The following is a 25,157-nucleotide window of genomic DNA, read 5'->3' on the forward strand; positions in this document are numbered from 1 at the left end:
CCGCGTTTGCCACCGGTATCAATTTGTACCCGGTCATGTAGGAGCTGCCGCAGGCTGCGATCTTTTGACTTTAATTTTTGAGGCCTCAAGTGAGCTCAACCAAAGACCCCTGCATCAGCGTCTGCAAATTCACCGACGACATCTGCATCGGCTGCGGCCGCAGCAAGCGCGAGATCAAGTCGTGGAAGAAGCTCGACAAGGTCGACAAGCGCACCGTGCTCGCCGAAGCCGCGTTACGCCTGATCGCGCTCGGCCCTACCGCTCGGCGCAAAAGCAAATAACCTGGTCTGCCTGCGCTAGTCTCTGATGCGTAAATCCGCGCATGCGCGTATGATTCGCGACCCTTCGGCGATCCCTTCGCCCAAGTACCAGATAGACAACGCTTCAGGACGCCTTATCAGCGCTTCCTGAACAGACCACACCGGGAGGTGCCCAGATGAGTATCAACGACCAGAAAGACGACCAGGAAATCGGCCCAGCAGGCGAAAAACTGCAGAAGGTCCTCGCCCGTATCGGCGTAGGCTCGCGCCGTGACGTGGAAGCCTGGATCAGCCATGGCCGCATCAAGGTCAATGGCAAAGACGCCACCCTTGGTCAGCGCGTCGACCTGCATGACGCCATCACCATCGATGGCAAGGTGATCAAGCGCGAAGAGGCCGCCGAGTCGGTTCGCCGCGTGATCATGTACAACAAGCCCGACGGTGAAATCTGCACCCGCAACGACCCGGAAGGCCGTCCAACCGTTTTCGACAAGATGCCGCGCCCGAAAGAAGGTCGCTGGATCAATATCGGCCGCCTGGACATCAACACTACCGGTCTGCTGATGTTCACCACCGACGGTGAGCTGGCCAACCGCCTGATGCATCCTTCCTACGAGATGGACCGTGAATACGCGGTACGTGTGCGTGGCGAAGTGGATGACGAGATGATCGAGCGCTTGAAAGCCGGGGTTGTCCTCGAAGACGGCCCGGCCAAGTTCACCGACATCAAGCAGGCGCCAGGTGGCGAAGGCTTCAACCACTGGTACCACTGCGTGGTGATGGAAGGTCGTAACCGCGAAGTTCGTCGTCTGTGGGAATCCCAGGGCCTGGTGGTCAGCCGCCTGAAACGCGTGCGTTTCGGTCCGGTGTTCCTCAACTCCGACCTGCCGATGGGTCGCTGGCGCGAAATGAGTCAGTACGAAGTCGACATCCTCAGTGCCGAGGTTGGCCTGACGCCTGTGGCCATGCCGCAGATGAACGCCAAGAGCAAGGACAAGCTCGAGCGGATGCAGCGCAAGTCGTCGCGTCCGATGGGCACCACCGAGCGTGTACGGACCCTGCGTCCAGCCGCCGGTGCTCCAGCTGCCAACCCGCGTCCGGCCCGTGAGCCGCACATCGAAGGCGAACGTCCGGCCCGCAAGCCGGCGGCTCCTCGCGCCGATGGCGAGCGCGGTCCACGCACGCCGCGTCCGGCCAATGGCCGTACCGAGCGCGGTGAAGGCCGTGGCGCGCCAGCCGGTGGTCGCAGTGATCGCGGCGCTCCCGCCGGTCGCGGTACGCCAGTGGCGGATCGTCCAGCGGACACCAAGCGTCCAGCCAAGCCAGCCGCGAAAAAGCGTCCGGGCATTGTCCTGGTCGACAAGGATGCGCCATCAGGCAAGCGCCGTGGCGCGCCGGCCGGTTCGGGTCAGCGTCCGGGCTTCGGGCGTCGCAAGCCGGAGTGAAGCAGCGGTAAGCTTCAAGCGGTAAGCCGTCAGTGAAAAGCGCCATCCTTCGGGGTGGCGTTTTTTTTTGTCTGGCTCAAATGCTGCGGCGCCTGGCAGTCCGCCTTCGCGAGCACGTCGCACCGTCGCTCCCACAGGGTGCTGGAGGTAGACGCAGCATTTGTGTTCGGCGGATATGCCTGTGGGAGCCGGGCTTGCCCGCGATGGCACCGGCGAAGACACCAAAGCATGTCGATTGGAAATCCGTCGTTACACGCTGTAACGAGATCTTGACGAATTACCCAGTGCTTCAGCTACTTCCCGCCGGGTGTAAGGAAATCCTTCCGCTAGCCCAGACCTTATGGATTCCCAAGCCCTCTATCGCGCTTGTTTCAACCTCCATAGCAGGATCAGATGCGCCCCATGCCTGCCGTGCAGGTGAATAAAAACAAGGAGGCGCAATGAACGCCGTGACCCAACTCCACCTCTCTCCGAGGGGCGATTTTCCTGTCGTCCCCGTCGATGACCTGCAAAGGTCTGAATCAGTTTTTGCAGCCGTCCGGCACTGCCGGGGCGGACACAGGCAATCCCGGCAAATGACACGCTGATCCAGCGGGTCTGGCAGCAGGGGGTTACAGGTGTACAATGCGCCGCGTTTTAACTGTGACTTCCTGCGCACCAGCGCAAACCTCAGGGCTATCCGCCTTGTTAACTCCGTTGCGCCACAAGCGCGTCGGGTTCGATTTCGTCACAGATAAAAACAAACAGGTGACGCATGAACGTTGTAAATACGCTGAACTCCTGGTGCTTGCGCTGGGGTTTGATCGGCGCTGCTTGAAATCGCAACCCGAGCAGCACGTCTACTGAACATCATCAAACCTTGCGTGAGACCCTTTTCATGAGTGGACAAAACTCGCATTCAGGCGAGCTGAAACGCGGCCTGAAAAATCGCCATATTCAACTGATCGCCCTCGGTGGGGCGATCGGTACCGGACTGTTCCTCGGCTCGGCCGGGGTGCTTAAATCCGCCGGCCCTTCGATGATCCTCGGCTACGCCATCTGCGGCTTCATCGCATTCATGATCATGCGCCAGCTTGGCGAAATGATCGTCGAAGAGCCGGTTGCCGGTTCGTTCAGCCACTTTGCGCACAAATACTGGGGTGGTTTCGCCGGCTTCCTGTCGGGCTGGAACTGCTGGATCCTGTACATCCTGGTGGGCATGTCGGAGCTGACTGCCGTCGGCAAGTACATCCACTATTGGGCGCCGGACATCCCTACCTGGGTCTCGGCGGCCGGTTTCTTCGTCCTGATCAACCTGATCAACCTGGCCAACGTCAAGGTGTTCGGCGAGGCAGAGTTCTGGTTCGCGATCATCAAGGTCGTGGCGATCGTCGGCATGATTGCCCTGGGCAGCTACCTGCTGGTCAGCGGCAACGGCGGGCCGCAGGCGTCGGTGAGCAACCTGTGGTCCCACGGCGGCTTCTTCCCCAATGGTGTCAGCGGGCTGGTGATGGCCATGGCGATCATCATGTTCTCCTTCGGCGGCCTGGAAATGCTTGGCTTCACCGCAGCAGAAGCAGACAAGCCGAAAACCGTGATCCCGAAAGCCATCAACCAGGTGATCTACCGGATCCTGATTTTCTACATCGGTGCATTGGTCATCCTGCTGTCGCTGACCCCATGGGACAGCCTGCTGGAAACCCTGAACGCCTCCGGCGATTCCTATAGCGGCAGCCCGTTCGTGCAAGTGTTCTCGATGCTGGGCAGCAACACGGCGGCGCACATCCTCAACTTCGTGGTGTTGACGGCGGCATTGTCGGTGTACAACAGCGGCACCTACTGCAACAGCCGCATGCTGCTGGGCATGGCCGAGCAGGGCGATGCCCCGAAAGCCCTGGCGAAGATCGACAAGCGCGGCGTGCCGGTGCGTTCGATCCTGGCCTCGGCGGCGGTCACGCTGATCGCGGTGTTGCTCAACTACCTGATTCCTCACAGCGCGCTTGAGCTGCTGATGTCGCTGGTGGTAGCCACCCTGGTGATCAACTGGGCGATGATCAGCTTCTCGCACTTCAAGTTTCGCCAGCACATGAACAAAACCAGCCAGACACCGCTGTTCAAGGCGCTGTGGTACCCGTACGGCAACTACATCTGCCTGGCGTTCGTGGTGTTTATCCTTGGCGTGATGCTGTTGATCCCGGGCATCCAGGTCTCGGTGTACGCGATCCCTGTATGGCTTGCCTTCATGTGGATCTGCTATGGCATCAAGAACAAGCGCAGCGCACGGCATGCCTTGCAGCCTGCCGTGAAGTAACGCGGTACGCAGAAACAACAAACCCGGCCATGTGCCGGGTTTTTTTGCAGGTGAGCAGCATAATCTGTGGGAGCTCGCTCCCACAGGGTATCCTGCACCTTCTGAATACGGACACTTTTACCATGCTGGAGATTTCCAACAACGTGCACCTGCCGGATGCCGAGATCGAGCTGACGGCCATTCGCGCCCAGGGCGCCGGCGGGCAGAACGTCAACAAGGTCTCCAGCGCCATGCACCTGCGCTTCGACATCCCCGCGTCTTCATTGCCCGAGTTCTACAAGGAGCGGCTGCTGGCGCTGCGCGACAGTCGCATCACCAGCGATGGCGTGCTCATCATCAAGGCCCAACAGTACCGCACGCAGGAAGCCAATCGCGCCGATGCGTTGGAGCGCCTTGTCGAGCTGATCCAGAGCGCCACCAAGGTCGAAAAGAAGCGCCGCCCGACCAAGCCGACCCTTGGCTCGAAAAAACGTCGCCTCGAGTCCAAGACCAAACGCGGCAGCATCAAGGCCGGGCGCGGCAAGGTCGACTTCTAGCGGGCGTCCCGTTGATCCCGGTACTTCGGCGCCTGGCTGTACAAATAGATGCTCAGGGCCAGACCGCCAAGGGCGGCAAGCGCGGCGAACAGGAAGATCGAGGCAAAGCCGAACCCTGCGGCGATGGCACCGGCCAATGGCCCGGTGATCCCCAGTGACAGGTCGATAAACAACGAATAAGCGCCCACTGCTGCCCCGCGGCTCGAAGCCGGCACCAGGTTCACGGCTTCCACGCCCAGCGCCGGGAACACCAGGGAGAAGCCAAATCCGCTAAGCGCTGCGCCGGCCAGGGCCCAGTGTGCATCCGGTGCCAGCCACAGCAGCAATAAGCCCAGGGTTTCCACCGACAGGCAGGCGATCGCCACGCGAAAGCCCCCGAGGCGGTTGATCAGGTTGCCGAACAGCAGGCGCGCGCCAATGAAGCTGGCGCCGAACAGGCTCAGGCACAGCACGGCGTTGTTCCAGTTTTGCGTGGCGTAATACAGGGTAATGAAGGTGGCGATGGTGCCAAACCCGATGGAGCCCAACGCCAGGCCACAGCCATGGGGCAGCACTCGCCCCAGCACGTGCATGAACGGCAAGCGCTCGCCGATCACGATCGGCGCGGCGGTCTTTGGCCATGCCAGGGCCAGGCCGATCACCGCCAGCAGCACGATACTCACGCCCATGCTCCACAAGCCCAACTCCCTCACCAGCAGCACACCCAGCGGCGCGCCGACAGCCAGTGCGCCGTAGCTGGCGATGCCGTTCCAGGAGATGACTTTGGCGGTATTCGCCGCACCGACCCGGCCGATGCCCCAGCCGATCGAACCGGAGCCGACCAGGCTTTCGGCGCTGCCGAGCACCAGGCGGCCAATCAACAGGCTGATCAGGCTCACCATCGGCAGGTTTTGGGTCCAGGCTGAAATCAGCATGAACACGCCGCTCAGGCCGCAGCCGGCAAGGCCGTACATGACTGCCAGCTTGCTGCCCTTGTTGTCGATGATCTTGCCGGCGTAGGGTCGGCTGAGCAGGGTGGCCAGGTATTGCACGCTGATCACCAGCCCGGCGATCACGGCACCAAAGCCCAGGTCGCTGTGGACATAGCCCGGCAGTACCGCCAGGGGAATGCCGATGTTCAGGTAGCCGATGAAGGTGAAGAGGACGATGGAGACAACTTGCAGCGTGACCGCCAGGGGGCGCTGGTTTTCAGACATGGGTAAAGGTCCACGGCAAAGCAGGATAGATAGGCTGCTTATGATAGCGGTGGGAGGGCGCGCAGGTCGTGAAAAAGTAAAACTATTTGCCGGGCGGGGTTGAGTTGGTCGTGTCCGGGGCAACCAGTTGCGTCGTGACCAAGGCGGCCAGGGCGTTTTCCTGGGTGCCGAAACGGGCGAGCAGGGCAGCCTGTTTTTCGGCGGAGAGGCGATTCCAGATAGCGATCATTTTCTCGGCGGTGCCGATCAGGACGCTGGCCTGGTTCTCGTTAAAGTCGTCGTTCATGCGCGGCTCAGGGTTCAGGCGGTGTGGAAAGCGCATGTTAGCGCTTTCCACACGGTCTGGCATTGCGGGTGTCTCAGTCTTCGCTGTCAGCCTTGCGACTGTCAGATGCTTCTTTCGGCTCGGGCTGTTGGGCGCCGGCTTGCTGCGTGGTTGTCTGCTCAGTTTCGTGCAGGCTTGGGAAGGGGAGATTAGGGATCTCGTGCATGTTTCGCGCTCCTCGCAAAGTCTGTTGATAGATCTGGTAGATCCGCGCTTTTACAAAGCCTGGGCAGGATACAGCAGGAGAAATGACAATTAGAGTTTTATCTGGGATTTCTGCGACAGATGGCCGCAGGGGGGCGCTCGATCTTGCGATGATTAACTGCAGGAGCTGCGTAAGAGCTGCGTAGGAGCTGCCGAGCCTGCGAGGCTGCGATCTTTTGACGTTGCCCTTCAAAATCAAAAGATCGCAGCCTCGCAGGCTCGACAGCTCCTACAGGGTTGTTTTGCAAACAGGGCTATTTGCAACCAGGGTTACTTGCAGACCTCGGCGATGGCCTCGGCCAGCAGGTCCAGGCGCGTTGCATCGATGCCGGCCACGTTCGCCCGGCCGGTGCCGACCATATAGACGCTGTGGTGGTCACGAAGATTTTTCACCTGCTCCGGCGACAGGCCGGTATAGGAGAACATTCCGCGCTGAACGCCGATGTGGGCAAAACGCTCGCGCAAACCGTGAGGCTCAAGCGCCTCTACCAAACCGCTGCGTAACTGCGCAATGCGCAGGCGCATGGCTTCCACTTCGTCGGCCCACAAGCTTTTCAACTCAGGGTCGCCAAGGATGGTCGCCACCACTGCAGCGCCATGATCCGGCGGTGTCGACCACAGGTTGCGGGCAATGTTGGCCAGTTGGCTGCGTATGTCCACCAGCTTGTCAGCGCTCTGGGCGCAAACAATCAGCGCGCCGGTGCGATCGCGGTACAGGCCGAAGTTCTTCGAGCAGGAACTGGTGATCAGCACTTCCGGCAACTCGGCGGCGAACAGTCGGGTTGACCAGGCATCCTGCTCCAGGCCATCACCAAAACCCTGGTAGGCGAAGTCGATCAGCGGCAGCAGGTCGCGGCTGCGCACGATGTCCAGCACCCGCCGCCAGTCGTCATGGGACAGATCAAAACCGGTCGGGTTGTGGCAGCAGGCGTGCAACAGCACTACGTCGCCCTTGGGCACTTCACGTAGTACCGCCAGCATGGCCTCGACGTCGAGACGGTTATCGCTGCCCACGTACGGGTAATGGCTGACCTTCACCCCGGCTGCCGCGAAAATCGTTTCATGGATCGGCCAGGTCGGGTTGCTCAGCCACACGCCACGGCCCGGCAGGCACTGGGCAATGAAGTCGGCGCTGAGGCGCAATGCCCCGGTGCCGCCTGGGGTCTGCGTGGCCCCCGCGCGCTGCCCGGCGATCAGCGGGGAGTCGGCGCCCAGCACCAGCTCGTTGATCACCTTGCCAAACGCCGGCTCGCCATGACCACCGATATAGGTCTTGGTGGATTGCTTGTCAACCAGTCGCGCCTCGGCGAGTTTCACCGCTTGCGGGATTGGCGTCAGGCCGTGGGCGTCTTTATAGACGCCCACCCCGAGGTCGAATTTGCGCGGGTTGGGATCCTGCGCATACGCCTCCATCAACCCCAGGATCGGATCGCCAGGCACCCGGCCGATCGAGTCGAAATGCATTATTTGCGGCCCTCGGCGTCCTTGGCCACTTCGTCGGTGCGCGCGGCCATGATGAAGTCGTTGCGATGCAGGCCCTTGATGGAGTGGCTCCACCAGGTCACGGTGACTTTGCCCCACTCGGTGAGCAGGCCCGGGTGGTGACCCTCCGCCTCGGAGATTTCACCGACCGCGTTGGTGAACGCCAGCGCATGCTTGAAATTCTTGAACAGGAAGACTTTTTCCAGCTGCATGATGCTGTCGCGAACTTCGATGTTCCAGTCCGGGATCTGCTTGAGCAATACCGGCAATTCTTCGTCGCTGACCTGAGGTGCGCCGGCTTGGCAGGCTTCGCAGTGGGCTTGGTTCAGAGCGTTCATGGTGTATTCCTGAATTCGATTCTTGTTGGAAATTACTATCTTTGCGCGCAAGTCGCGAGCGGGATCTGCTCAGGCCGCTTTTGGCTTGGGCGGAAATTTTGGTGCGTGCAAGCCCATCTGCATGCCTTGCTTGACCATGCCCATAATGTCCTCGTGGGCCAGGTCGAACAGGCGCTTGAGGTTGGGCAGCACGAAGTACAGGGGCTGCAGGATGTCGATGCGGTAAGGCGTGCGCATGCATTCCAGCGGGTCGAAGGCTTGATGTTCAGGCTCATCGGACAGGCAGTAGACGGTTTCTTTCGGTGAAGAAAGGATACCGCCGCCGTAGATGCGCTGGCCCTGGGGCGTGTCGACCAGGCCGAACTCGATGGTCATCCAGTACAGGCGCGCCAGGTACACCCGTTCTTCCTTGGTCGCCTGCAGGCCAAGCTTGCCGTAGGTGTGGGTGAATTCGGCGAACCAGGGGTTGGTCAGCAGCGGGCAGTGGCCAAATATCTCGTGGAAAATATCCGGCTCTTGCAGGTAGTCCAGCTCTTCGCGAGTGCGAATGAAAGTGGCCACCGGGAACTGCTTGTTGGCGAGCAATTCGAAGAAAGTCTGGAAGGGAATCAGCGCTGGCACCCGGGCCACCTGCCAGCCGGTGGTTTCACCGAGCACCTTGTTGATCTCGCCCAGTTGCGGGATGCGGTCGTGGGGCAGACCGAGTTTTTCGATACCGTCCAGGTATTCCTGGCACGCACGACCCTCGATCACTTTCAGTTGGCGAGTGATCAGCGTGTTCCACACCGCGTGTTCTTCGGCGGGGTAATCGATAAAACCTTGCGCATCGGGCTCACGAGCCACGTATTGCGTCTGCTTCATGCTGCTCTCCTGCTAGGGGAAATTCGTTCTTGTTATGTCCAGCTATGGACTTACAAATACCCCAGGATTTTCGGATGTGCAGCCCCGTGCGCGAGGTGTAGAGAGCAAAAACCAGTGCTTTTCGTAAACTTTTCGTTACGCAATGGCAGTTGTGTCGTGGCTGTTGAGTTTTCTGGTTTGAAAAGCGCCGTGGGTGTCACATAATCTTTACGACTATCTGAGCGTCGCAGCAAAAAACCGCTCCTGCGGCCACCGCAATCCCCCTGTGGGAGCGGGTCGAGCTTGGCATGATTTCCTTAACCGCTTTTTGAGCCTTTATATGCGTATCAAAGTCCACTGCCAGAACCGCATCGGCATCCTGCGCGACATCCTCAACCTGCTGGTGGAGTACGGGATCAACGTCGCGCGTGGCGAAGTCGGGGGTGAGCACGGTAATGCGATCTACCTGCACTGCCCGAACCTCATCAACCTGCAGTTCCAGGCGCTGCGGGCGAAGTTCGAATCGATCCCCGGGGTGTTTGGCGTCAAGCGCGTAGGGCTGATGCCCAGCGAGCGCCGGCACATGGAGCTCAATGCGCTGCTCGGCGCGCTGGAGTTTCCGGTGCTGTCGATCGATATGGGCGGTTCGATCGTCGCGGCCAACCGGGCCGCCGCACAGCTGCTCGGTGTGCGGGTGGACGAGGTGCCGGGCATCCCGTTGTCCCGTTACGCCGAGGATTTCGACCTGCCGGAACTGGTACGTGCCAACAAGTCGCGGATCAACGGGCTGCGGGTCAAGGTCAAGGGCGACGTGTTCCTGGCCGACATCGCGCCATTGCAATCGGAGCATGACGACAGCGAGGCCATGGCCGGCGCGGTATTGACGCTGCATCGCGCGGATCGGGTAGGTGAACGCATCTACAACGTGCGCAAGCAGGAACTGCGGGGGTTCGACAGCATTTTCCAGAGCTCGAAGGTGATGGCCGCCGTGGTCCGCGAAGCCCGGCGCATGGCGCCCCTGGACGCACCGTTGTTGATAGAAGGCGAAACCGGCACCGGCAAGGAGTTGCTGGCGCGGGCCTGCCACCTGGCAAGTCCCCGCGGCCAGTCGCCGTTGATGGCGCTCAACTGTGCGGGGCTGCCGGAGTCCATGGCCGAGACCGAATTGTTCGGCTACGGCCCTGGCGCATTCGAAGGCGCCCGTGCCGAAGGCAAGCTCGGGCTGCTGGAGCTGACTGCCGGCGGTACGCTGTTTCTCGATGGTGTCGGTGAAATGAGCCCGCGCTTGCAGGTGAAATTGCTGCGCTTCCTGCAGGACGGATGCTTTCGTCGGGTAGGCAGTGATGAAGAGGTGTACCTCGATGTGCGGGTGATCTGTGCGACCCAGGTCGACCTGTCGGAGCTGTGCGCTCGCGGGGAGTTCCGCCAGGATCTGTACCACCGCCTGAACGTCTTGTCGTTGCACATCCCGCCACTGCGCGAATGCCTGGACGGCTTGACGCCCCTGGTCGAGCACTTCCTGGACCAGGCCAGCCGGCAGATCGGTTGTCCGCTGCCGAAACTGGCGCCGGCGGCGATGGAGCGGCTCAGTCATTACCATTGGCCGGGCAACGTTCGGCAATTGGAGAATGTACTGTTCCAGGCGGTGTCCTTGTGCGAAGGCGGCACGGTCAAGGCCGAGCACATCCGCCTGCCGGACTACGGCGTGCGTCAGCCGCTTGGCGATTTTTCTCTGGAAGGCGGGCTGGACGAGATTGTCGGGCGCTTCGAGAAGGCGGTGCTGGAGCGTCTGTATTCAGAACATCCGAGCAGCCGGCAGTTGGGTAAACGCCTGGGGGTTTCGCATACCACCATTGCCAACAAGCTGCGTGAGTATGAGGTGGGCAAGGACAGCAGCACTTAAAGTCAAAAGATCGCAGCCTCGTTTCACTCGGCAGCTCCTACGGGGATCAGGTATTCATGTAGGAGCTGCCGAGTGAAACGAGGCTGCGATCTTTCGCTCTATTGCCGCGAAGCGGCACAACACCGCCGGTTTTTCGACTTCACCCCATTCCTTCACTCCTCTCCAAACCCCTCAAGCCCCCTGTTTGCCGGGCCCCGCGCCGCCAGAAAATAGTTGGTCTGCAAATTGCTTATGGCTCAGCAGTACAGCGGTGGGCGGCAAACGTCCGGCATGCAGAGGAAAGAGTGTGGATAAGTACCTTTATGTAGCTATGACCGGCGCCAGCCAGAATGCACTGGCGCAGAAGGCTCATGCGAACAACCTCGCGAACATCTCCACCAACGGATTCCAGAAAGACCTGGAGCAGGCGCGCTCGATGCCGGTGTTTGGTGACAGCTTTCCGGCGCGTGCGTTTGCCATGTCCGAGCGTCCGGCCACCGACTTCTCCGCAGGTTCGCTGGTGGAAACCGGCCGCGACCTCGACGTTGCCGTACAGGGCAATGGCTGGATTGCCGTGCAGAACCCCGATGGCGGTGAAAGCTATGTGCGAACCGGCAGCCTCAACGTCGACGCCCTGGGCGTATTGCGCGCCGGCAACGGTATGCCGGTGATGGGCAATGGCGGGCCGATTGCCGTGCCGCCCGAGCAACAGATCGAGGTGGGCGAGGATGGCACCATCAGCATTCGGGCGATGGGCGAAGGCCCGCGCGTGATGGCCGAAGTCGACCGCATCAAGCTGGTCAACCCTGACTTCAGAAACATGACCAAAGGCCTGGACGGTTCGATCCACACCAAGGACGGTCAGCCGGCGCAGGCGGATGCCAACGTCAAGCTGGTGTCCGGTTTCCTCGAGTCGAGCAACGTCAACGCCGTGGAAGAAATGACCTCGGTGCTGGCCCTGGCCAAGCAGTTCGAATTGCACATCAAGATGATGAACACCGCCAAAGAAGACGACCAGGCCATGGCTCGGGTCTTGCAGATCAGCTAATTACCAGAACGTCGCGCCGTAAAACAGGCGCACGAGGAGAATCGAATGCTTCCGGCTCTATGGGTTGCCAAAACCGGTCTGTCCGCCCAGGACACCAACCTGACCACCATTTCCAACAACCTGGCGAACGTGTCGACCACGGGTTTTAAACGTGATCGCGCCGAGTTCCAGGACCTGCTGTATCAGATCAAGCGTCAGCCTGGCGCCCAGTCGACCCAGGACAGCGAATTGCCGTCGGGTCTGCAAGTGGGTACTGGTGTGCGCATCGTCGGCACCCAGAAAAACTTCACCGCCGGCAGCCTGCAAACCACCGAGCAGCCGCTGGACATGGCTATCGACGGTCGCGGTTTCTTCCAGATCCTGCAGCCGGATGGCACCACGTCCTATACCCGTGACGGTACTTTCCACCTGGACTCCAACGGCCAGATCGTCAATGCCAGCGGCTTCGCCCTGGAGCCGGCCATTGTCATCCCGAACGACGCCCAGACCTTCACGGTCGGCCGTGACGGTACCGTGTCGGTCACCGTTCCCGGCAACGCCGCTTCCCAGGTGATCGGCAACCTGCAGACCGCCGACTTCATCAACCCGGCCGGCCTGCAAGCGGTGGGCAACAACCTGTTCCTGGAAACCGCCGCCAGCGGCGCGCCACAGGTTGGCACCCCGGGCCTCGCCGGTTTCGGCACCACGCTGCAGAACACCCTGGAAACCTCCAACGTCAGCACCGTTGAGGAGATGGTCAACATGATCACCACCCAGCGCGCCTACGAGATGAACTCCAAGGTGATCTCCACCGCCGACCAGATGCTCTCGTTCGTAACGCAGAATCTGTAATCAAGAATATGGGGCGGCCACGCGGTCGCCTGCAACACCGTGAGGTAGGGTCATGAATCGCTTCGTATCTGTTCTGGCACTGAGTGGCATCACCGCACTCGCGGGCTGTGTCGCGCCTGCGCCGCGGCCCAATGACCCTTACTACGCCCCGGTGTTGCCGCGCACACCACTGCCGGCTGCCGCCAACAATGGCTCGATCTACCAGGCCGGATTCGAACAGAACCTGTACAGCGACCGCAAGGCGTATCGCGTCGGTGACATCATCACCATCACGCTGAACGAGCGCACCCAGGCCAGCAAGAACGCCAACTCCCAGGTGGGCAAGACCAGCAAGACCGACATTGGCCTGAGCTCGTTTTTCGGTGGTGGCCTGAACACCAACAACCCGGTCGGTGGCGGTGACCTGAGCCTGGACGTCGGTTATTCCGGCGACCGTGCGACCAAGGGCGACAGCAAGTCCGGGCAGAGCAACAGCCTGACCGGCTCCATCACCGTGACCGTCGCCGACGTATTGCCCAACGGTATCATCGCCGTACGCGGCGAGAAGTGGCTGACCCTCAACACCGGCGATGAGCTGGTGCGCATCGCCGGCATGGTCCGCGCCGATGACATCGCCACCGACAACACCGTGTCGTCGACCCGGGTTGCCGATGCACGTATTACCTACTCGGGCACCGGTGCCTTTGCCGATGCGAGTCAGCCAGGCTGGTTCGACCGTTTCTTCCTCAGCCCGCTGTTTCCTTTCTAGGTGGCTATCAAGTTGAGCATGTTGAACTTCAAACGCCTGATGGTGGCCGCCCTGATGCTCTCGGCTGCGTTCAGCGCGCAAGCCGAGCGGCTCAAGGACATCGCCAGTATTTCTGGCGTGCGTTCCAACCAACTGATCGGCTACGGCCTGGTGGTTGGGCTTAGCGGCACCGGCGACCAGACGACGCAGACCCCGTTCACCCTGCAGACCTTCAACAACATGCTCTCGCAGTTCGGCATCAAGGTGCCGCCGGGTTCGGGCAACGTGCAGTTGAAAAACGTCGCGGCGGTGTCGATCAGCGCCGACTTGCCGGCGTTCGCCAAGCCGGGTCAGCAGATTGACATCACTGTAGCGTCCATCGGCAACTCCAAGAGCCTGCGCGGCGGTACCTTGCTGCTGACGCCGCTCAAAGGTATTGACGGTAACGTCTACGCGATCGCCCAGGGCAACCTGGTGGTCGGCGGTTTTGATGCCGAGGGCCGCGACGGTTCGAAGATCACCGTCAACGTCCCGTCGGCGGGGCGCATTCCCGGTGGTGCATCGGTCGAGCGGGCGGTGCCAAGTGGTTTCAACCAGGGCAACAGCCTGACCCTGAACCTCAACCGTTCGGACTTCACCACCGCCAAGCGCATCGTCGACAAGATCAACAACATGCTCGGCCCGGGCGTGGCCCAGGCCATCGACGGCGGCTCGATCCGCGTCAGTGCGCCACTGGACCCGAGCCAGCGCGTGGACTACCTGTCGATCATCGAGAACCTCGAAGTCGATCCGGGCCAGGCGGTGGCCAAAGTCATCATCAACTCGCGCACCGGCACTATCGTGATCGGCCAGAACGTGAAAGTGTCCCCGGCCGCCGTGACCCACGGCAGCCTGACCGTGACCATCACCGAAGACCCGATCGTCAGCCAGCCGGGCCCGCTGTCCAATGGCCAGACGGCCGTGGTGCCACGCTCGAGGGTCAACGCCCAGCAGGAAGCCAAGCCGATGTTCAAGTTCGGCCCGGGCACCACCCTCGACGAAATCGTGCGAGCGGTGAACCAGGTCGGCGCCGCACCGGGTGACTTGATGGCCATCCTCGAAGCACTGAAACAGGCCGGCGCACTGCAAGCCGACCTGATCGTGATCTGAGGACTGCGCCCATGGATATGTACAAGAGCGGTGTGGTCAGCAGCAGCGATTCGGGGTCCTACTCGGACTTGAATCGCCTCAACCAGCTCAAGGTCGGCGACAAGAACAGCGACGCGAACATGCGCAAAGTGGCGCAGGAATTCGAGTCGCTGTTCCTCGGTGAAATGCTCAAGTCCATGCGCTCGGCCACCAATGCGCTGGGCCAGGACAACCCGCTCAACACCGCCGAAGCCAAGCAGTACCAGGAAATGTACGACCAGCAGCTGGCCGTTTCCATGTCCCGCGAAGGCGGCGGTATCGGCCTGGCCGATGTGTTGATGCGTCAGATGTCGAAGAACAAACCCATGGCCCCGGGTGAAGCGGCGGCAGCGTCCGCCGCCAAGCAAGCCGAGGCCAAAGCCGCCGTGGAAACGCCAATTGCCGCCGGCACGGCTGCCACCCACGGACCCTTGTCGCGCCTCAATGGCCAGCGCCCGTTGTGGGCGTCGCGATCGATCCATGCACCGCAGGCAGCAGGCGAGGGCGCGCATCGCAATGACATGGCGCTGATCAACCAGCGCCGCCTGGCGTTGCCGCCAAAACTCGCAGACCGCCTGCTCGCCGGCCTGGTGCCATCGGCCGCGACGCCGGCTGCGACTGCGACGACAGCGGCGACCGCCATCAACAAAATCGACGTGCCCGCGATCAGCCCGACCGGTTCCGGCTCGCTGTACAACGGCGACTGGCTGACCGCCCAAACCGAAGCACCGGCCAGCGGTCGCCTGCAGGTCTACGGCCGGGCCATGGCGCAGATCCCGCTGGCACCGCCAAAGAAAGCCTTCAGCTCCGCCGACGAATTCGTCAACGCCATGCTGCCCATGGCCAAGGAAGCCGCCGACCGCATCGGCGTCGATCCGCGTTACCTGGTGGCCCAGGCCGCCCTCGAAACCGGCTGGGGCAAATCGGTCATGCGCGCCCAGGATGGCAGCAGCAGCCACAACCTGTTCGGCATCAAGGCCAGCAGCAACTGGAAGGGCGATTCAGCCCGGGCCATCACCAGCGAATTCAGAAACGGCGAGATGGTCAAGGAGACGGCGCAGTTCCGTACCTACGACTCCTACAAGGACAGCTTCCACGACCTCGTGACGCTGCTGCAATCCAACAATCGCTATCAAGATGTCGTGAAGTCTGCCGATAACCCCGAACAATTTGTACGCGAGTTGCAGAAGGCCGGCTACGCAACCGACCCGAACTACGCCAGCAAGATTTCGCAAATAGCCAGGCAGATGACGAGTTATCAGAACTACGCTGCGGCGGGCGTTTCCACTACGCCTTTATAGGCACAAGGTATAAGGTCTGAACCATGAGTTTGCTCAATATCGGGATGTCGGGTCTCAACGCCAGTCAGGTGTCGTTGGCGACTGTCGGCAATAACATTGCCAACGCCAACACCGCCGGCTATTCACGCCAGCAGACCATTCAGACCAGCAATGCCTCGAACCTCAATGGCGGGGTGTTCATCGGCAGCGGCACGACCCTGGCGGATGTGCGTCGGGTATATAACGCCTATCTCGATCAGCAGCTGCAGACCAGCACTTCGCTGAGCAACGATGCCAACTCCTACCTTGAGCAGGTGAACCCGCTCGACAAGCTGTTCTCGGACAAAACCACCGGCATCAGTGCGGTGTTGAGCAGCTTCTTTGCCGCCGTGCAGACCTCGGCCGCCACGCCCAGCGACACGGCTGCGCGGCAGTTGCTGCTGACCAATGCGCAGACCCTGAGCAACCGCTTCAACGCGTTGTCGTCGCAGATGCAGCAGCAAAACGAAGGCATCAACAGCCAGCTGACCACCATGACCGAAAAGGTCAATCAGCTGACGTCCTCCATCGCCTCGCTGAACCAGCAGATTTCCCAGGCCGGCAGCTCGAACGGCAGCGGCCCGAACAACCTGCTCGATGCGCGTAACGAAGCCGTGCGCACACTCAATGAACTGGTCGGCGTGACCGTCCAGGAACAGAACGGCAGCTACAACGTATCCCTCGGTACCGGCCAGTCGCTGGTGTTGGGCAACACGTCCAACACCCTGACGACCGCCCGCACCGGCATCGACAAGAACCAGGTAACTATCCAGGTCAAATCGCCGTCTTCAGTGAGCGATGTGACCTCTGTCGTCAGCGGCGGCAAGATCGGCGGACTGCTGCGCTACCGCGACGACGTGCTGGTGCCGGCAATGAACGACCTGGGCCGCACCGCCATCGTGGTCGCCGACAAGATCAACCGCCAGCTGGGCCAGGGCCTCGACGCCAATGGCGAGTTTGGCGCATCGCTGTTCTCCAGCATCAACAGTGCCGCAGCGATCAGCCAGCGCAGTCTCGCCGCCTCGAGCAATAGCGCGGGCTCGGGCAATCTCGACGTCACCATCACTAACACCAGTGCGTTGACCGCCTTCGATTACGAAGTGACGTTCACCGCTGCGGACAAGTACACGGTCAAGCGCTCCGACGGCAAAAGCATGGGCAGTTTTGATCTGAACCCGGCGGCCGAGATCGATGGGTTCAAGCTCAATCTTAACGGCGCTGCCCTGAGTGCGGGCGATACCTTCAAGGTGATCCCGACCCGCACCGGTGCCAGCAACATCACCACCCAGATGACCGATTCCAACAAGCTGGCCTTTGCCGGCGCCCTGGTCGCGACCAGCAACACCGGCAACGGCGGCACTGGCGCCTTGACCGCGCCCGCGCTGACCGTGCCAATGGACATCTACGCCGGCGCCGACCTGGCCGACCTGCAGGCCGGGATCAAGAATTCCATGCCGGTGACCCTGACCTTCAAGGACGCTGCCGGCGGCAGCCAGGGCTACGAAGTGTTCAACGCCAAAGGCCAGAGCATTGGCACCGGCACCATCGTGCCTGGGCAGGGCAACGACCTGACGATCAACGTGCCGATGCTCGACGCGACGGGCACGGCGATCCCTGGTAAATCGTTTTCCTTCAACACCACGGTCAGCGGCTCACCGTCGAAGAACGACAAGTACGAAGTCGCCTTCAACGTCGACGGCAAGAAAGACAACCGCAACGCCAACGAATTGTTGGGCCTGCAAACCAAGGCCACGGTCGGCGTCAGCGGCGGCAACGCCGGCATGAGCATGACCACCGCCTACAGCCGCCTGGTGGAACAGGTCGGTGCCAAGGCCAGCCAGGCCCTGGGTGACAGCACCGCCAGCGGGGCGATCCTGGCCCGCGCCAAGTCCGAAGTCGCCTCCGTGTCCCAGGTTAACCTGGACGACGAGGCCGCCGACCTGGTCAAGTTCCAGCAGTACTACACCGCGTCGTCGCAGATTATCAAGGCCGCGCAAGAAACCTTCAGCACGCTGATCAACAGTCTTTAAGGGAGTCTTCGACGATGCGAATTTCTACAGCCCAGTACTTTGAGACGAGTGCGGCCAAGTACCAGAACAACTTCTCCTCGATTGTGAAGACTCAGGAGCAGATCACTTCGGGCGTGCGTATTCAAAGTGCCGGTGATGATCCTGTCGGTGCTGCGCAGTTGTTGATGTTGCAGCAGCAGAAGGCGATGCTGGGGCAATACAGTACCAATATGGGCAGCATCAAGAGTTCGCTGTCTAACCAGGAGAGCGTCCTTGAAAGCCTGAATACCTCGATTCAGCGCGGTCGCGAACTGGCGCTGCAGGCCGGTAACGGTGGCTACAGCGATGCTGATCGAAAGTCGATTGCCAGCGAAATCGGTGAGATCGAAGAGCAAGTATTGGGCCTGCTCAATAGCAAGGACCCGTCCGGCAACTACATGTTCTCCGGCTCGAAAACCCTGACTCCCCCCTATGTGCGCAACAACGATGGCACCTACTCTTATCAGGGTGATGACAACCAGTTGAGCTTGCAAGTCTCTGACATTTTGTCGATTGCGACCAACGACACCGGTAAGAGCGTCCTCGAGTCGGCCACGAACTCAGGTCGCACCCAGGCGGTACTCGATCCTTCCAAGCCTAATGACGGTACGGTTTCAGTGTCGGCAGGCCTGATGAAATCGAATGCGGCCTACACCAAGAACTTTGCTGCAGGCGAGCCTTACGAACTGAAGTTCGTCGACAGTACTCACTACACCATCGCTGATAAGGATGGTAACGACGTGACCACCGAAGTGTCCGGCAATGGCGCTTTCGATGCGAGCAAGCAGGGTGGCTCGACCATCAATTTGCGCGGAGTGGAGTTCGACATCACGCTGCGACTAAAGGCGCCTATCGATCCGGTGACCACGTTGCCGATGACGCCTGATGAAGAAGTGAAGGATCACATTTTTTCGCTGGGCACCAAACCTGACAGCTTTAACTCTTCACGCACGCCGAGTAATACCTCGACTGCTCAGATCACCGGTTCCGGCGTCTCCAGCCAATCTGACTACGTCAACGGATTTCCTAACAGCGGCGTGGTGGTCAAATTCACCGATGCAACAAACTACGAAGTCTTTGCCCAGCCAATGGGCTCGGACAGCAAGCCAATCGGTGGTGGGGTGCTGGCTGCGGGCTCGATCACTGTAGCGGGGGTCAAGCTCGACTTCACCGGCGCCCCGGCAGCAGACGATCAATTCGTAGTAGGTGCCAGCAGCCATAAAACTCAGAGTGCACTGGATACATTGAGTCAGTTGCGCCAGGCGCTCGAAACCCCGGCCGACGGCAATGATCTGGCTCAGATCAAGCTCAAGGACGCGGTGAATGCAGCGATCAGTAACCTGTCCAACTCCAGCGAGCAGATCGATAACGTTCGCGGGTCGATTGGTGCTCGATTGGGTGCCATTGACATCCAGAGCGCCGAAAACACCAGCATCGGCCTGGTAAACACCAGTACCCAGGCCGCCATTGGCGATACTGACGTGGCAACAGCATCTATCGACCTGGCCTTTCAGCAATCACTGCTGCAAGCCTCGCAATTGGCGTTCGTCAAAATCGCCCAGTTGAGCCTGTTCAACAAGCTGTAACCCTCCTTTGATTACCGGCACCCCAGGGTGCCGGCGATGTCTCGTTGACGCTTTTTCCTCCCTTAGGTTGATCGTTTTTACCCTCCAGTCGGCGGTTGATCGCCTGTTTGTGACTGGATGTTTGGTATAAGCCACGCATAATGCGTGACCTGCGAGTCATAAAGCGCATCTTCACTGTATTGTGTAAAAAAGGATGGGCAGGGGGCTGACCCTTGTCGGGCGTGTTTTCCGGATTGGCGGAGCGCCTGCGCCGTATTTTTTCACTCGGCGAAGTCCAGTATTGTCAGTACCTCTCGGTCTTGCGAGCGGTGATCTCCAGCTATTTAGTATTGGGAAGCCACAATGATTGGCATAAAAAGCATTGCCAGCTACGTGCCAGCGAGTGGGCTGGATAACTATGCTCAGGGTGCGAAGTTCGAAAAGGATGAAGAATTCATCCTTGGAAAAATCGGCTCGGCGTTCCTGCCGCGCAAGGACGCTGCCCAGGAAACCTCCGACCTGTGTGTCGAGGCCGCAAACGCGTTGTTCGCCAATAATCCGCAGCTCGATCGTCAAGCCATCGACGTATTGATCGTCGTCACCCAGAACGGTGACGAAGAAGGGCTGCCGCACACGTCGGCCATCGTCCAGGACAAACTCGGCCTGTCGACCAACGTCGCAGCCTTCGACATCTCCCTGGGGTGCTCGGGTTATGTCTATGGCATCTACGCCATCAAGGGCTTCATGGAAGCTACAGGCCTGAAGAATGGCCTGCTGATCACCGCCGACCCGTATTCGAAGATCGTCGACCCTGAAGACCGCAACACCACCATGCTGTTCGGCGACGCCGCCACGGCCACCTGGATGGGTGAAGATGCAGCCTGGCAGCTCGGCAAAGCCAAGTTCGGCACCGACGGCTCCGGTGCTCCGCACCTGAAAGTCACCGACGGCGTGTTCTATATGAACGGCCGGCAGGTGTTCAACTTTGCCCTGCTCAAGGTGCCGGCGCATCTGCACGAGCTGCTCGATGAGTCTGGCCTGGTATCCCAGGACATCGATGCGTTCTGCATCCACCAGGGCAGTGCGGCCATCGTCGACGCTGTGGCTCGTCGTTTCGAAGGCGAGCCGGAGAAGTTCATCAAGGACATGGTCGAGACCGGCAACACCGTGTCGTCGAGCATTCCGCTGCTGCTGGAAAAGCACATGTTCGACTCCAGCTGGAAGCGCGTAGCGATCAGTGGTTTCGGTGTGGGTCTTTCCTGGGGTTCGGCAATTATTCACCGCCCCTGACGCGCCAGTTAAATAACGCCAAAAAAACGCCCATGGCCGCGAGGTCATGGGCGTTTTTGCTTTCTGGCGTGTCGATGTAAGCGCTTGAATCGCAAGGAGTGGCACGGTGCTAGTAAAAAAAATCAAAAAAGCGCTCAAGCAACCTGCTTTTACGACGATAACTATTACGAAGGTTCTCTAGGCCACACCCGGCGGTTGCCAGGGCCGGAAGCCGCAGCACCCAACCAACGAGGAATTCGTCATGTCTTTATCTGTTAATACCAACATCACCTCCCTGGGCGTTCAGAAAAACCTGAACAAGGCTTCCGATGCTCTGAGCACCTCGATGAGCCGTCTGTCTTCCGGCCTGAAAATCAACAGCGCTAAAGACGACGCTGCCGGCCTGCAGATCGCTAACCGTCTGACCAGCCAGATCAATGGTCTGAACGTTGCCGTGAAAAACGCCAACGACGGTATCTCCATCGCCCAGACTGCTGAAGGCGCGATGCAAGAATCCACCAACATCCTGCAGCGTATGCGTGAACTGGCTCTGCAATCGGCGAACGGCTCGAACAGCGATGACGACCGTACTTCCCTGAACCAGGAATTCACCGCACTCTCGGGTGAGCTGAACCGTATCTCCAACACCACCACCTTCGGTGGCAAGAACCTGCTGGACGGTTCGTTCCAGAACACCAGCTTCCAGGTAGGCTCCAGCGCTAACGAAACCATTTCGTTCGGCATGGGCAACCTTAGCGCTTCGGGCCTGAAAGGCACTTACAGCAGCGCTGAAGTGACTGGCGGTCCAATGTCTGCCATGGCTGCTAGCGTGCAAGGTTCTACCACTACTCTGAAGTCCACTACTGTTACCGGTGTTGCTTACGCCGCGTTCGCTCCAACGGGCACTGAAAAACTAAGTGTTAACGGTGTTGACATTACGTTGGCCACTACCGATAACGATAGCAGCAAAGTTGCTGCTGCAATTCAACTTCAAGTGCGCGCCGCCACCGGCAGCACCACGTTTACTGCTGCTGCAGCGACCGCTACTGATCCTATCGCGATCACCAACCCTGCTGGACCTGTATCCATAGCAGGTGCTGATGTAGGTAAGTTTGGGCTGACGGCTGGTACCACTAGCAACAAAACCGACGGCCCATCTATCCCTCCCAAAGGTAGCATCCTGGTTAACAACACTGCCGTTTCTTGGACTGGCGCCGCCGGATCCGACGTGGACAAGATTCTGGCCGACATCGCAGCAGTGGCCGGTGTTGGCAGCGCTAAAATTGTTGATGGTCAAATCTCCATCACTTCCAAAGATGGCACCAAGCTGACCCTGGCAGACAATACTGGCGCAAGTGACAGCGGTTCTCTCGCCACGTTGGGCCTGAAAAGCGGTACTTCCGATGTGAAGATGACTGCAGATACCTCCCTGAAAATCGGCACCACCGAAATCAAGATCACTAAGGGCAGCGACCTTGACGCTGTTATTTCGTCGATCAACAGTGCCAGTGCCGGTGCTACCGCTACCAAGACCGCTGATGGCAAGATTCAGCTCAGCGGCAAGGCTGACATCGTGATCTCAGCAGGCAACACCGGTTCCCTGGGTGACCTGGGTCTAAAAGCAGGTATCTCCAACGCCAGCGAAACCCAAACCACCGTTGGCGACCTGGACATCCTGTCCGCTGCCGGCTCCCAGCAATCCGTACAAGCTCTCGACGCTGCCATCCAGCAGATCGACAGCCAGCGCGCCGCGCTGGGTGCCGTTCAAAACCGTTTCGACAGCACTGTAGCCAACCTGCAAAGCATCGCTCAGAACTCTACCGCTGCACGCGGTCGCGTTCAGGATGCTGACTTCGCTTCCGAAACTGCCGAGCTGACCAAGCAACAAACCCTGCAACAGGCTTCCACCGCGATCCTGTCCCAGGCTAACCAACTGCCATCCGCTGTACTGAAACTGCTTCAGTAATTCCAGCGTCTGGTGATTGAAATGGAAGGGCGCGTCTAACGCGCCCTTTTGTTCATTCCGTTGGTTTCTCATGTGAGGAGATGGTAATGGACATGAGTGTCACGTTGAATCAAGCCCCGCCCGTGAATCCGGTGCAAGGGACAGTCAGCGCAAAACCGTCGGCGCAATCTGTCGATGTGAGCACAGTTACACCAGTGGGACAGCCCAAGCGGGCAGAGTTGGAAAAAGCAGTGACCGAGATCCGCGACTTTGTGCAATCGACCAAGCGCAATCTGGATTTCTCCATCGATGATTCGACGGGTCGAGTCGTGGTCAAGGTCATTGCTACAGAGAGCGGTGAAGTCATTCGCCAGCTACCTTCAGAAGCAGCATTAAAACTGGCAGCGAGCCTGCACGACGCAAGCAGCCTTTTGTTCGACGAAAGAGCCTGATCTGGCACGGGTTTTGATGCTGGCTGTTAAAGGTTAATCGCTCGTCAAGAACATGGCGACCGTCCGGGAAGGAGAAGAAACATGGCAAGTTCAACCGTCAGTGGCATTGGGTCAGGGATTGATACCCAGAAAATTGTCACCGCTTTGGTCGAAGCCGAAAAAGCGCCCAAACAAGCCCAGATCGACAAGCAGACCGCTTCCACCAGCACCACGCTGTCGGGTCTGTCGATCATCAAGAGCGCGCTGGACACCTACCGGGCAGCGATTGCCAAACTCAATACAGCCACCGCATTCGGCAGCATTTCCGGTGCGTCTTCGGATGAGAAAATCGCCAAGACCACGGTCAACGATGCCGCTACCAATGGTAGCTACGCACTTGAAGTGACCAAGCTCGCCACGGCCTCGAAGGTCTCCACGGCTGTGTTTGCCGGTGGCGCTTCGAGCGTAGTGAACAGCGGGACGCAGGCAACCACCCTGACCATTTCCCAATCGGGTAATGATTACGGTGTGATCATTGAGCCGGGTGCCACGCTGCAGGAAACCCGTGACGCGATCAACGAACAGCTTAAATCGAAGAACATCAGTGCCAACATTCTGACCGACGCCAACGGGTCTCGTCTGGTCTTGAGTTCGAACACCACCGGCAAAGGTACTGAGCTGACCCTCAGCGGTGCCGAGGAGCTGACCAAGGATTACGTGGTCACCACTGTTCCGCAGAATGCCGAGTACACACTTGATAATGTGAAATTGGAGTCTGCTTCCAACTCCATTTCCTCGGTGGTGAGCGGTGTTAACCTGGAGTTGATCACAGCAGGCAAGTCCACGATTACGGTGTCGAGCAGCACCGCGCAGCTGAAAACGTCTGCCCAGGCTTTCGTTTCGGCCTACAACGCGCTTATGACTGCCATCAATACACAAACCAAGGTGACTGCTACGGCGACCGCGACTGGCGGTGCGACAACGACTGCTGGAGCCCTGACCGGTGATGCGACCATGCGCAGCCTGGTGTCGTCAGTGCGCAATGAGCTGGTTTCCGCTGAAGCTGGGTCAGGCAACAGCGGCCTGAGCATGCTCTCGCAACTGGGCATCAACACTGACAAAAGTACGGGGTTGTTGACCCTTGACGATGCCAAATGGGACAAGGGCGTGAAAGCGTTTGGTCCCCAGGTTGTCGAGCTGTTTACCGGCAAGACTGGGCTGATCAGTCGCATGACCAGCGCGACCGATGCGTTTGCAAAATCCGACGGAGTCCTGGCTCAGCGCCAGACCAGCCTGACTGAATCCCTGGATTCGCTCAAGGTCGATCAGGAAAGCCTGACACGCCGCATAGCGACCTTGCAGACCACGTTGACCGCCAAGTACACCGCGATGGATACCCTGGTTGCCCAGTTGAACGCGAGCTCCAAGAGCATCATGACCACGCTCAACGCGCTGAACAAAGTCAACGCCGACTGATGATTGCCTGACCGACAACCCGGACTCCTGTGCTCAGGCGCTCCGGGTTTTTTTGTCTGGCGCGCCGCTCCAAGACTAAAGTTCTGCCGGCTTGGGTCGATAAAAAGTCATGGTAGATAATTGACCGTTTACAGTTTTTCAAGGAATCGAACATGAACCCTATGAGAGCCCTACGCCAGTATCAGAGCGTTAACTCGCACGCGCAGACTTCCGAGGCTAGCCCGCACCGCCTGGTGCAGATGCTGATGCAAGGCGGCCTTGATCGTATTGCCCAGGCAAAGGGCGCGCTGGAGCGCAACGATACTGCTGGCAAGGGCCTGTGCATCGGCAAGGCCGTGGCGATCATCGGTGGCTTGCGTGAGGGGCTGGACCCAGAGAAATCGCCAACGCCTTTGGCAGATCTCGACAGTCTTTACGACTACATGATGCGTCGCCTGACGGAGGCGAACATCAAAAGCGATCCGCTCATTCTCGATGAGGTCGCCGGGTTGCTCAGCAACATCAAGGAAGGATGGGATGCCATCGCGCCCTGA

Annotated in this window: 23 protein-coding genes; 17 read left to right on the forward strand and 6 right to left on the reverse strand. The window is 59.8% G+C overall.

Annotated elements, in window-relative coordinates; genetic code table 11:
• The first annotated feature begins 89 nt into the window (after positions 1-89).
• The 4 genes from UB23_RS08310 to arfB all read left to right on the forward strand — a co-directional run bounded on the left by UB23_RS08310 (position 90) and on the right by arfB (position 4,531).
• Positions 90-281: a DUF1289 domain-containing protein gene (locus UB23_RS08310; RefSeq protein WP_045058864.1), complete on the forward strand. Its 192-nt coding sequence runs from the start codon at positions 90-92 to the stop codon at positions 279-281.
• Positions 282-436: 155 nt separating this feature from the next.
• On the forward strand, positions 437-1,705 hold the full coding sequence (rluB, locus tag UB23_RS08315; protein WP_045058865.1) for a 23S rRNA pseudouridine(2605) synthase RluB: 1,269 nt from the start codon (positions 437-439) through the stop codon (positions 1,703-1,705).
• A gap of 877 nt (positions 1,706-2,582) precedes the next feature.
• The gene (locus tag UB23_RS08320) at positions 2,583-3,995 is read left to right on the forward strand and encodes an amino acid permease (protein ID WP_045058866.1); all 1,413 of its coding nucleotides are present in this window, start codon (positions 2,583-2,585) and stop codon (positions 3,993-3,995) included.
• A 122-nt stretch (positions 3,996-4,117) separates the two neighbouring features.
• On the forward strand, positions 4,118-4,531 hold the full coding sequence (gene arfB / locus UB23_RS08325; protein ID WP_045058867.1) for an alternative ribosome rescue aminoacyl-tRNA hydrolase ArfB: 414 nt from the start codon (positions 4,118-4,120) through the stop codon (positions 4,529-4,531).
• Here the strand turns inward: arfB and UB23_RS08330 are convergent.
• The 6 genes from UB23_RS08330 to phhA form a co-directional block, all read right to left on the reverse strand.
• A complete protein-coding gene (locus UB23_RS08330; protein WP_045058868.1) occupies positions 4,528-5,727 on the reverse strand; it encodes an MFS transporter in 1,200 nt (399 codons plus the stop codon). The two genes, arfB and UB23_RS08330, sit on opposite strands and share 4 nt — an antisense overlap.
• Before the next feature lie 82 nt (positions 5,728-5,809).
• Positions 5,810-6,049, reverse strand: a complete 240-nt coding sequence (locus tag UB23_RS08335) for a hypothetical protein (RefSeq protein WP_082069154.1) — start codon at positions 6,047-6,049, stop codon at positions 5,810-5,812.
• Between the two features lie 37 nt (positions 6,050-6,086).
• Positions 6,087-6,218, reverse strand: coding sequence for a hypothetical protein (locus tag UB23_RS30500; RefSeq protein ID WP_263868325.1), 132 nt, complete (start codon positions 6,216-6,218; stop codon positions 6,087-6,089).
• 308 nt (positions 6,219-6,526) lie between these two features.
• Positions 6,527-7,720 carry an amino acid aminotransferase gene (locus UB23_RS08340; protein WP_045058869.1) on the reverse strand — a complete coding sequence of 398 codons (1,194 nt, stop codon included), beginning with the start codon at positions 7,718-7,720 and terminating at the stop codon, positions 6,527-6,529.
• Positions 7,720-8,076: a 4a-hydroxytetrahydrobiopterin dehydratase gene (locus tag UB23_RS08345; protein ID WP_045058870.1), complete on the reverse strand. Its 357-nt coding sequence runs from the start codon at positions 8,074-8,076 to the stop codon at positions 7,720-7,722. Before UB23_RS08345 ends, UB23_RS08340 begins: the two co-directional genes overlap by 1 nt.
• 69 nt (positions 8,077-8,145) lie before the next feature.
• Positions 8,146-8,937, reverse strand: coding sequence for a phenylalanine 4-monooxygenase (gene phhA / locus UB23_RS08350; protein ID WP_045058871.1), 792 nt, complete (start codon positions 8,935-8,937; stop codon positions 8,146-8,148).
• A gap of 319 nt (positions 8,938-9,256) precedes the next feature.
• On the opposite strand from phhA, the gene UB23_RS08355 reads away from it, so the two are divergent.
• The 13 genes from UB23_RS08355 (at position 9,257) to fliS (ending at position 25,157) form a co-directional block, all read left to right on the forward strand.
• Complete coding sequence (locus UB23_RS08355) at positions 9,257-10,819, forward strand: sigma-54-dependent phenylalanine hydroxylase transcriptional regulator PhhR (protein ID WP_045058872.1); 1,563 nt, start codon at positions 9,257-9,259, stop codon at positions 10,817-10,819.
• A gap of 286 nt (positions 10,820-11,105) precedes the next feature.
• Positions 11,106-11,846, forward strand: a complete 741-nt coding sequence (locus UB23_RS08360; RefSeq protein WP_045058873.1) for a flagellar basal body rod protein FlgF — start codon at positions 11,106-11,108, stop codon at positions 11,844-11,846.
• Positions 11,847-11,891: 45 nt separating this feature from the next.
• Complete coding sequence (gene flgG / locus UB23_RS08365) at positions 11,892-12,677, forward strand: flagellar basal-body rod protein FlgG (protein WP_045058874.1); 786 nt, start codon at positions 11,892-11,894, stop codon at positions 12,675-12,677.
• 52 nt (positions 12,678-12,729) lie between these two features.
• Positions 12,730-13,425, forward strand: coding sequence for a flagellar basal body L-ring protein FlgH (flgH, locus tag UB23_RS08370; RefSeq protein ID WP_045058875.1), 696 nt, complete (start codon positions 12,730-12,732; stop codon positions 13,423-13,425).
• 18 nt (positions 13,426-13,443) lie between these two features.
• Positions 13,444-14,553 carry a flagellar basal body P-ring protein FlgI gene (locus UB23_RS08375; protein ID WP_045058876.1) on the forward strand — a complete coding sequence of 370 codons (1,110 nt, stop codon included), beginning with the start codon at positions 13,444-13,446 and terminating at the stop codon, positions 14,551-14,553.
• Positions 14,554-14,564: 11 nt separating this feature from the next.
• Complete coding sequence (gene flgJ, locus UB23_RS08380) at positions 14,565-15,872, forward strand: flagellar assembly peptidoglycan hydrolase FlgJ (RefSeq protein ID WP_045058877.1); 1,308 nt, start codon at positions 14,565-14,567, stop codon at positions 15,870-15,872.
• Between the two features lie 23 nt (positions 15,873-15,895).
• Positions 15,896-17,920: a flagellar hook-associated protein FlgK gene (gene flgK / locus UB23_RS08385; protein ID WP_045058878.1), complete on the forward strand. Its 2,025-nt coding sequence runs from the start codon at positions 15,896-15,898 to the stop codon at positions 17,918-17,920.
• Positions 17,921-17,934: 14 nt separating this feature from the next.
• Positions 17,935-19,524, forward strand: a complete 1,590-nt coding sequence (locus UB23_RS08390) for a flagellar hook-associated protein 3 (protein ID WP_045058879.1) — start codon at positions 17,935-17,937, stop codon at positions 19,522-19,524.
• A gap of 342 nt (positions 19,525-19,866) precedes the next feature.
• Positions 19,867-20,793, forward strand: a complete 927-nt coding sequence (locus tag UB23_RS08395) for a ketoacyl-ACP synthase III (RefSeq protein ID WP_045058880.1) — start codon at positions 19,867-19,869, stop codon at positions 20,791-20,793.
• Between the two features lie 241 nt (positions 20,794-21,034).
• Positions 21,035-22,738, forward strand: coding sequence for a flagellin N-terminal helical domain-containing protein (locus UB23_RS08400; RefSeq protein WP_045058881.1), 1,704 nt, complete (start codon positions 21,035-21,037; stop codon positions 22,736-22,738).
• Positions 22,739-22,824: 86 nt separating this feature from the next.
• Positions 22,825-23,169 (forward strand): flagellar protein FlaG, encoded by a 345-nt coding sequence (locus UB23_RS08405; protein WP_045058882.1) that lies wholly within the window; start codon positions 22,825-22,827, stop codon positions 23,167-23,169.
• Positions 23,170-23,250: 81 nt separating this feature from the next.
• A complete protein-coding gene (fliD, locus tag UB23_RS08410) occupies positions 23,251-24,624 on the forward strand; it encodes a flagellar filament capping protein FliD (RefSeq protein ID WP_045058883.1) in 1,374 nt (457 codons plus the stop codon).
• 152 nt (positions 24,625-24,776) lie between these two features.
• Positions 24,777-25,157 (forward strand): flagellar export chaperone FliS, encoded by a 381-nt coding sequence (gene fliS, locus UB23_RS08415; RefSeq protein ID WP_045058884.1) that lies wholly within the window; start codon positions 24,777-24,779, stop codon positions 25,155-25,157.

Origin of the sequence: Pseudomonas sp. ES3-33, assembly GCF_000952175.1 — a bacterium.
Classification (GTDB): domain Bacteria; phylum Pseudomonadota; class Gammaproteobacteria; order Pseudomonadales; family Pseudomonadaceae; genus Aquipseudomonas; species Aquipseudomonas gregormendelii.

What these genes read in the sequence shown, in the direction of transcription:
- flgH (WP_045058875.1), top strand. Translation starts at nt 12,730, where the DNA reads ATGAATCGCTTCGTATCTGTTCTGGCACTGAGTGGCATCACCGCACTC.
- rluB (WP_045058865.1), top strand. Translation starts at nt 437, where the DNA reads ATGAGTATCAACGACCAGAAAGACGACCAGGAAATCGGCCCAGCAGGC.
- flgJ (WP_045058877.1), top strand. Translation starts at nt 14,565, where the DNA reads ATGGATATGTACAAGAGCGGTGTGGTCAGCAGCAGCGATTCGGGGTCC.
- UB23_RS08400 (WP_045058881.1), top strand. Translation starts at nt 21,035, where the DNA reads ATGTCTTTATCTGTTAATACCAACATCACCTCCCTGGGCGTTCAGAAA.
- UB23_RS30500 (WP_263868325.1), bottom strand. Translation starts at nt 6,218, where the DNA reads ATGCACGAGATCCCTAATCTCCCCTTCCCAAGCCTGCACGAAACTGAG.
- UB23_RS08330 (WP_045058868.1), bottom strand. Translation starts at nt 5,727, where the DNA reads ATGTCTGAAAACCAGCGCCCCCTGGCGGTCACGCTGCAAGTTGTCTCC.
- UB23_RS08390 (WP_045058879.1), top strand. Translation starts at nt 17,935, where the DNA reads ATGCGAATTTCTACAGCCCAGTACTTTGAGACGAGTGCGGCCAAGTAC.
- fliD (WP_045058883.1), top strand. Translation starts at nt 23,251, where the DNA reads ATGGCAAGTTCAACCGTCAGTGGCATTGGGTCAGGGATTGATACCCAG.
- UB23_RS08395 (WP_045058880.1), top strand. Translation starts at nt 19,867, where the DNA reads ATGATTGGCATAAAAAGCATTGCCAGCTACGTGCCAGCGAGTGGGCTG.
- UB23_RS08320 (WP_045058866.1), top strand. Translation starts at nt 2,583, where the DNA reads ATGAGTGGACAAAACTCGCATTCAGGCGAGCTGAAACGCGGCCTGAAA.
- arfB (WP_045058867.1), top strand. Translation starts at nt 4,118, where the DNA reads ATGCTGGAGATTTCCAACAACGTGCACCTGCCGGATGCCGAGATCGAG.
- UB23_RS08355 (WP_045058872.1), top strand. Translation starts at nt 9,257, where the DNA reads ATGCGTATCAAAGTCCACTGCCAGAACCGCATCGGCATCCTGCGCGAC.
- flgG (WP_045058874.1), top strand. Translation starts at nt 11,892, where the DNA reads ATGCTTCCGGCTCTATGGGTTGCCAAAACCGGTCTGTCCGCCCAGGAC.
- UB23_RS08345 (WP_045058870.1), bottom strand. Translation starts at nt 8,076, where the DNA reads ATGAACGCTCTGAACCAAGCCCACTGCGAAGCCTGCCAAGCCGGCGCA.
- UB23_RS08405 (WP_045058882.1), top strand. Translation starts at nt 22,825, where the DNA reads ATGGACATGAGTGTCACGTTGAATCAAGCCCCGCCCGTGAATCCGGTG.
- UB23_RS08335 (WP_082069154.1), bottom strand. Translation starts at nt 6,049, where the DNA reads ATGCGCTTTCCACACCGCCTGAACCCTGAGCCGCGCATGAACGACGAC.
- flgK (WP_045058878.1), top strand. Translation starts at nt 15,896, where the DNA reads ATGAGTTTGCTCAATATCGGGATGTCGGGTCTCAACGCCAGTCAGGTG.
- phhA (WP_045058871.1), bottom strand. Translation starts at nt 8,937, where the DNA reads ATGAAGCAGACGCAATACGTGGCTCGTGAGCCCGATGCGCAAGGTTTT.
- UB23_RS08340 (WP_045058869.1), bottom strand. Translation starts at nt 7,720, where the DNA reads ATGCATTTCGACTCGATCGGCCGGGTGCCTGGCGATCCGATCCTGGGG.
- fliS (WP_045058884.1), top strand. Translation starts at nt 24,777, where the DNA reads ATGAACCCTATGAGAGCCCTACGCCAGTATCAGAGCGTTAACTCGCAC.
- UB23_RS08375 (WP_045058876.1), top strand. Translation starts at nt 13,444, where the DNA reads ATGTTGAACTTCAAACGCCTGATGGTGGCCGCCCTGATGCTCTCGGCT.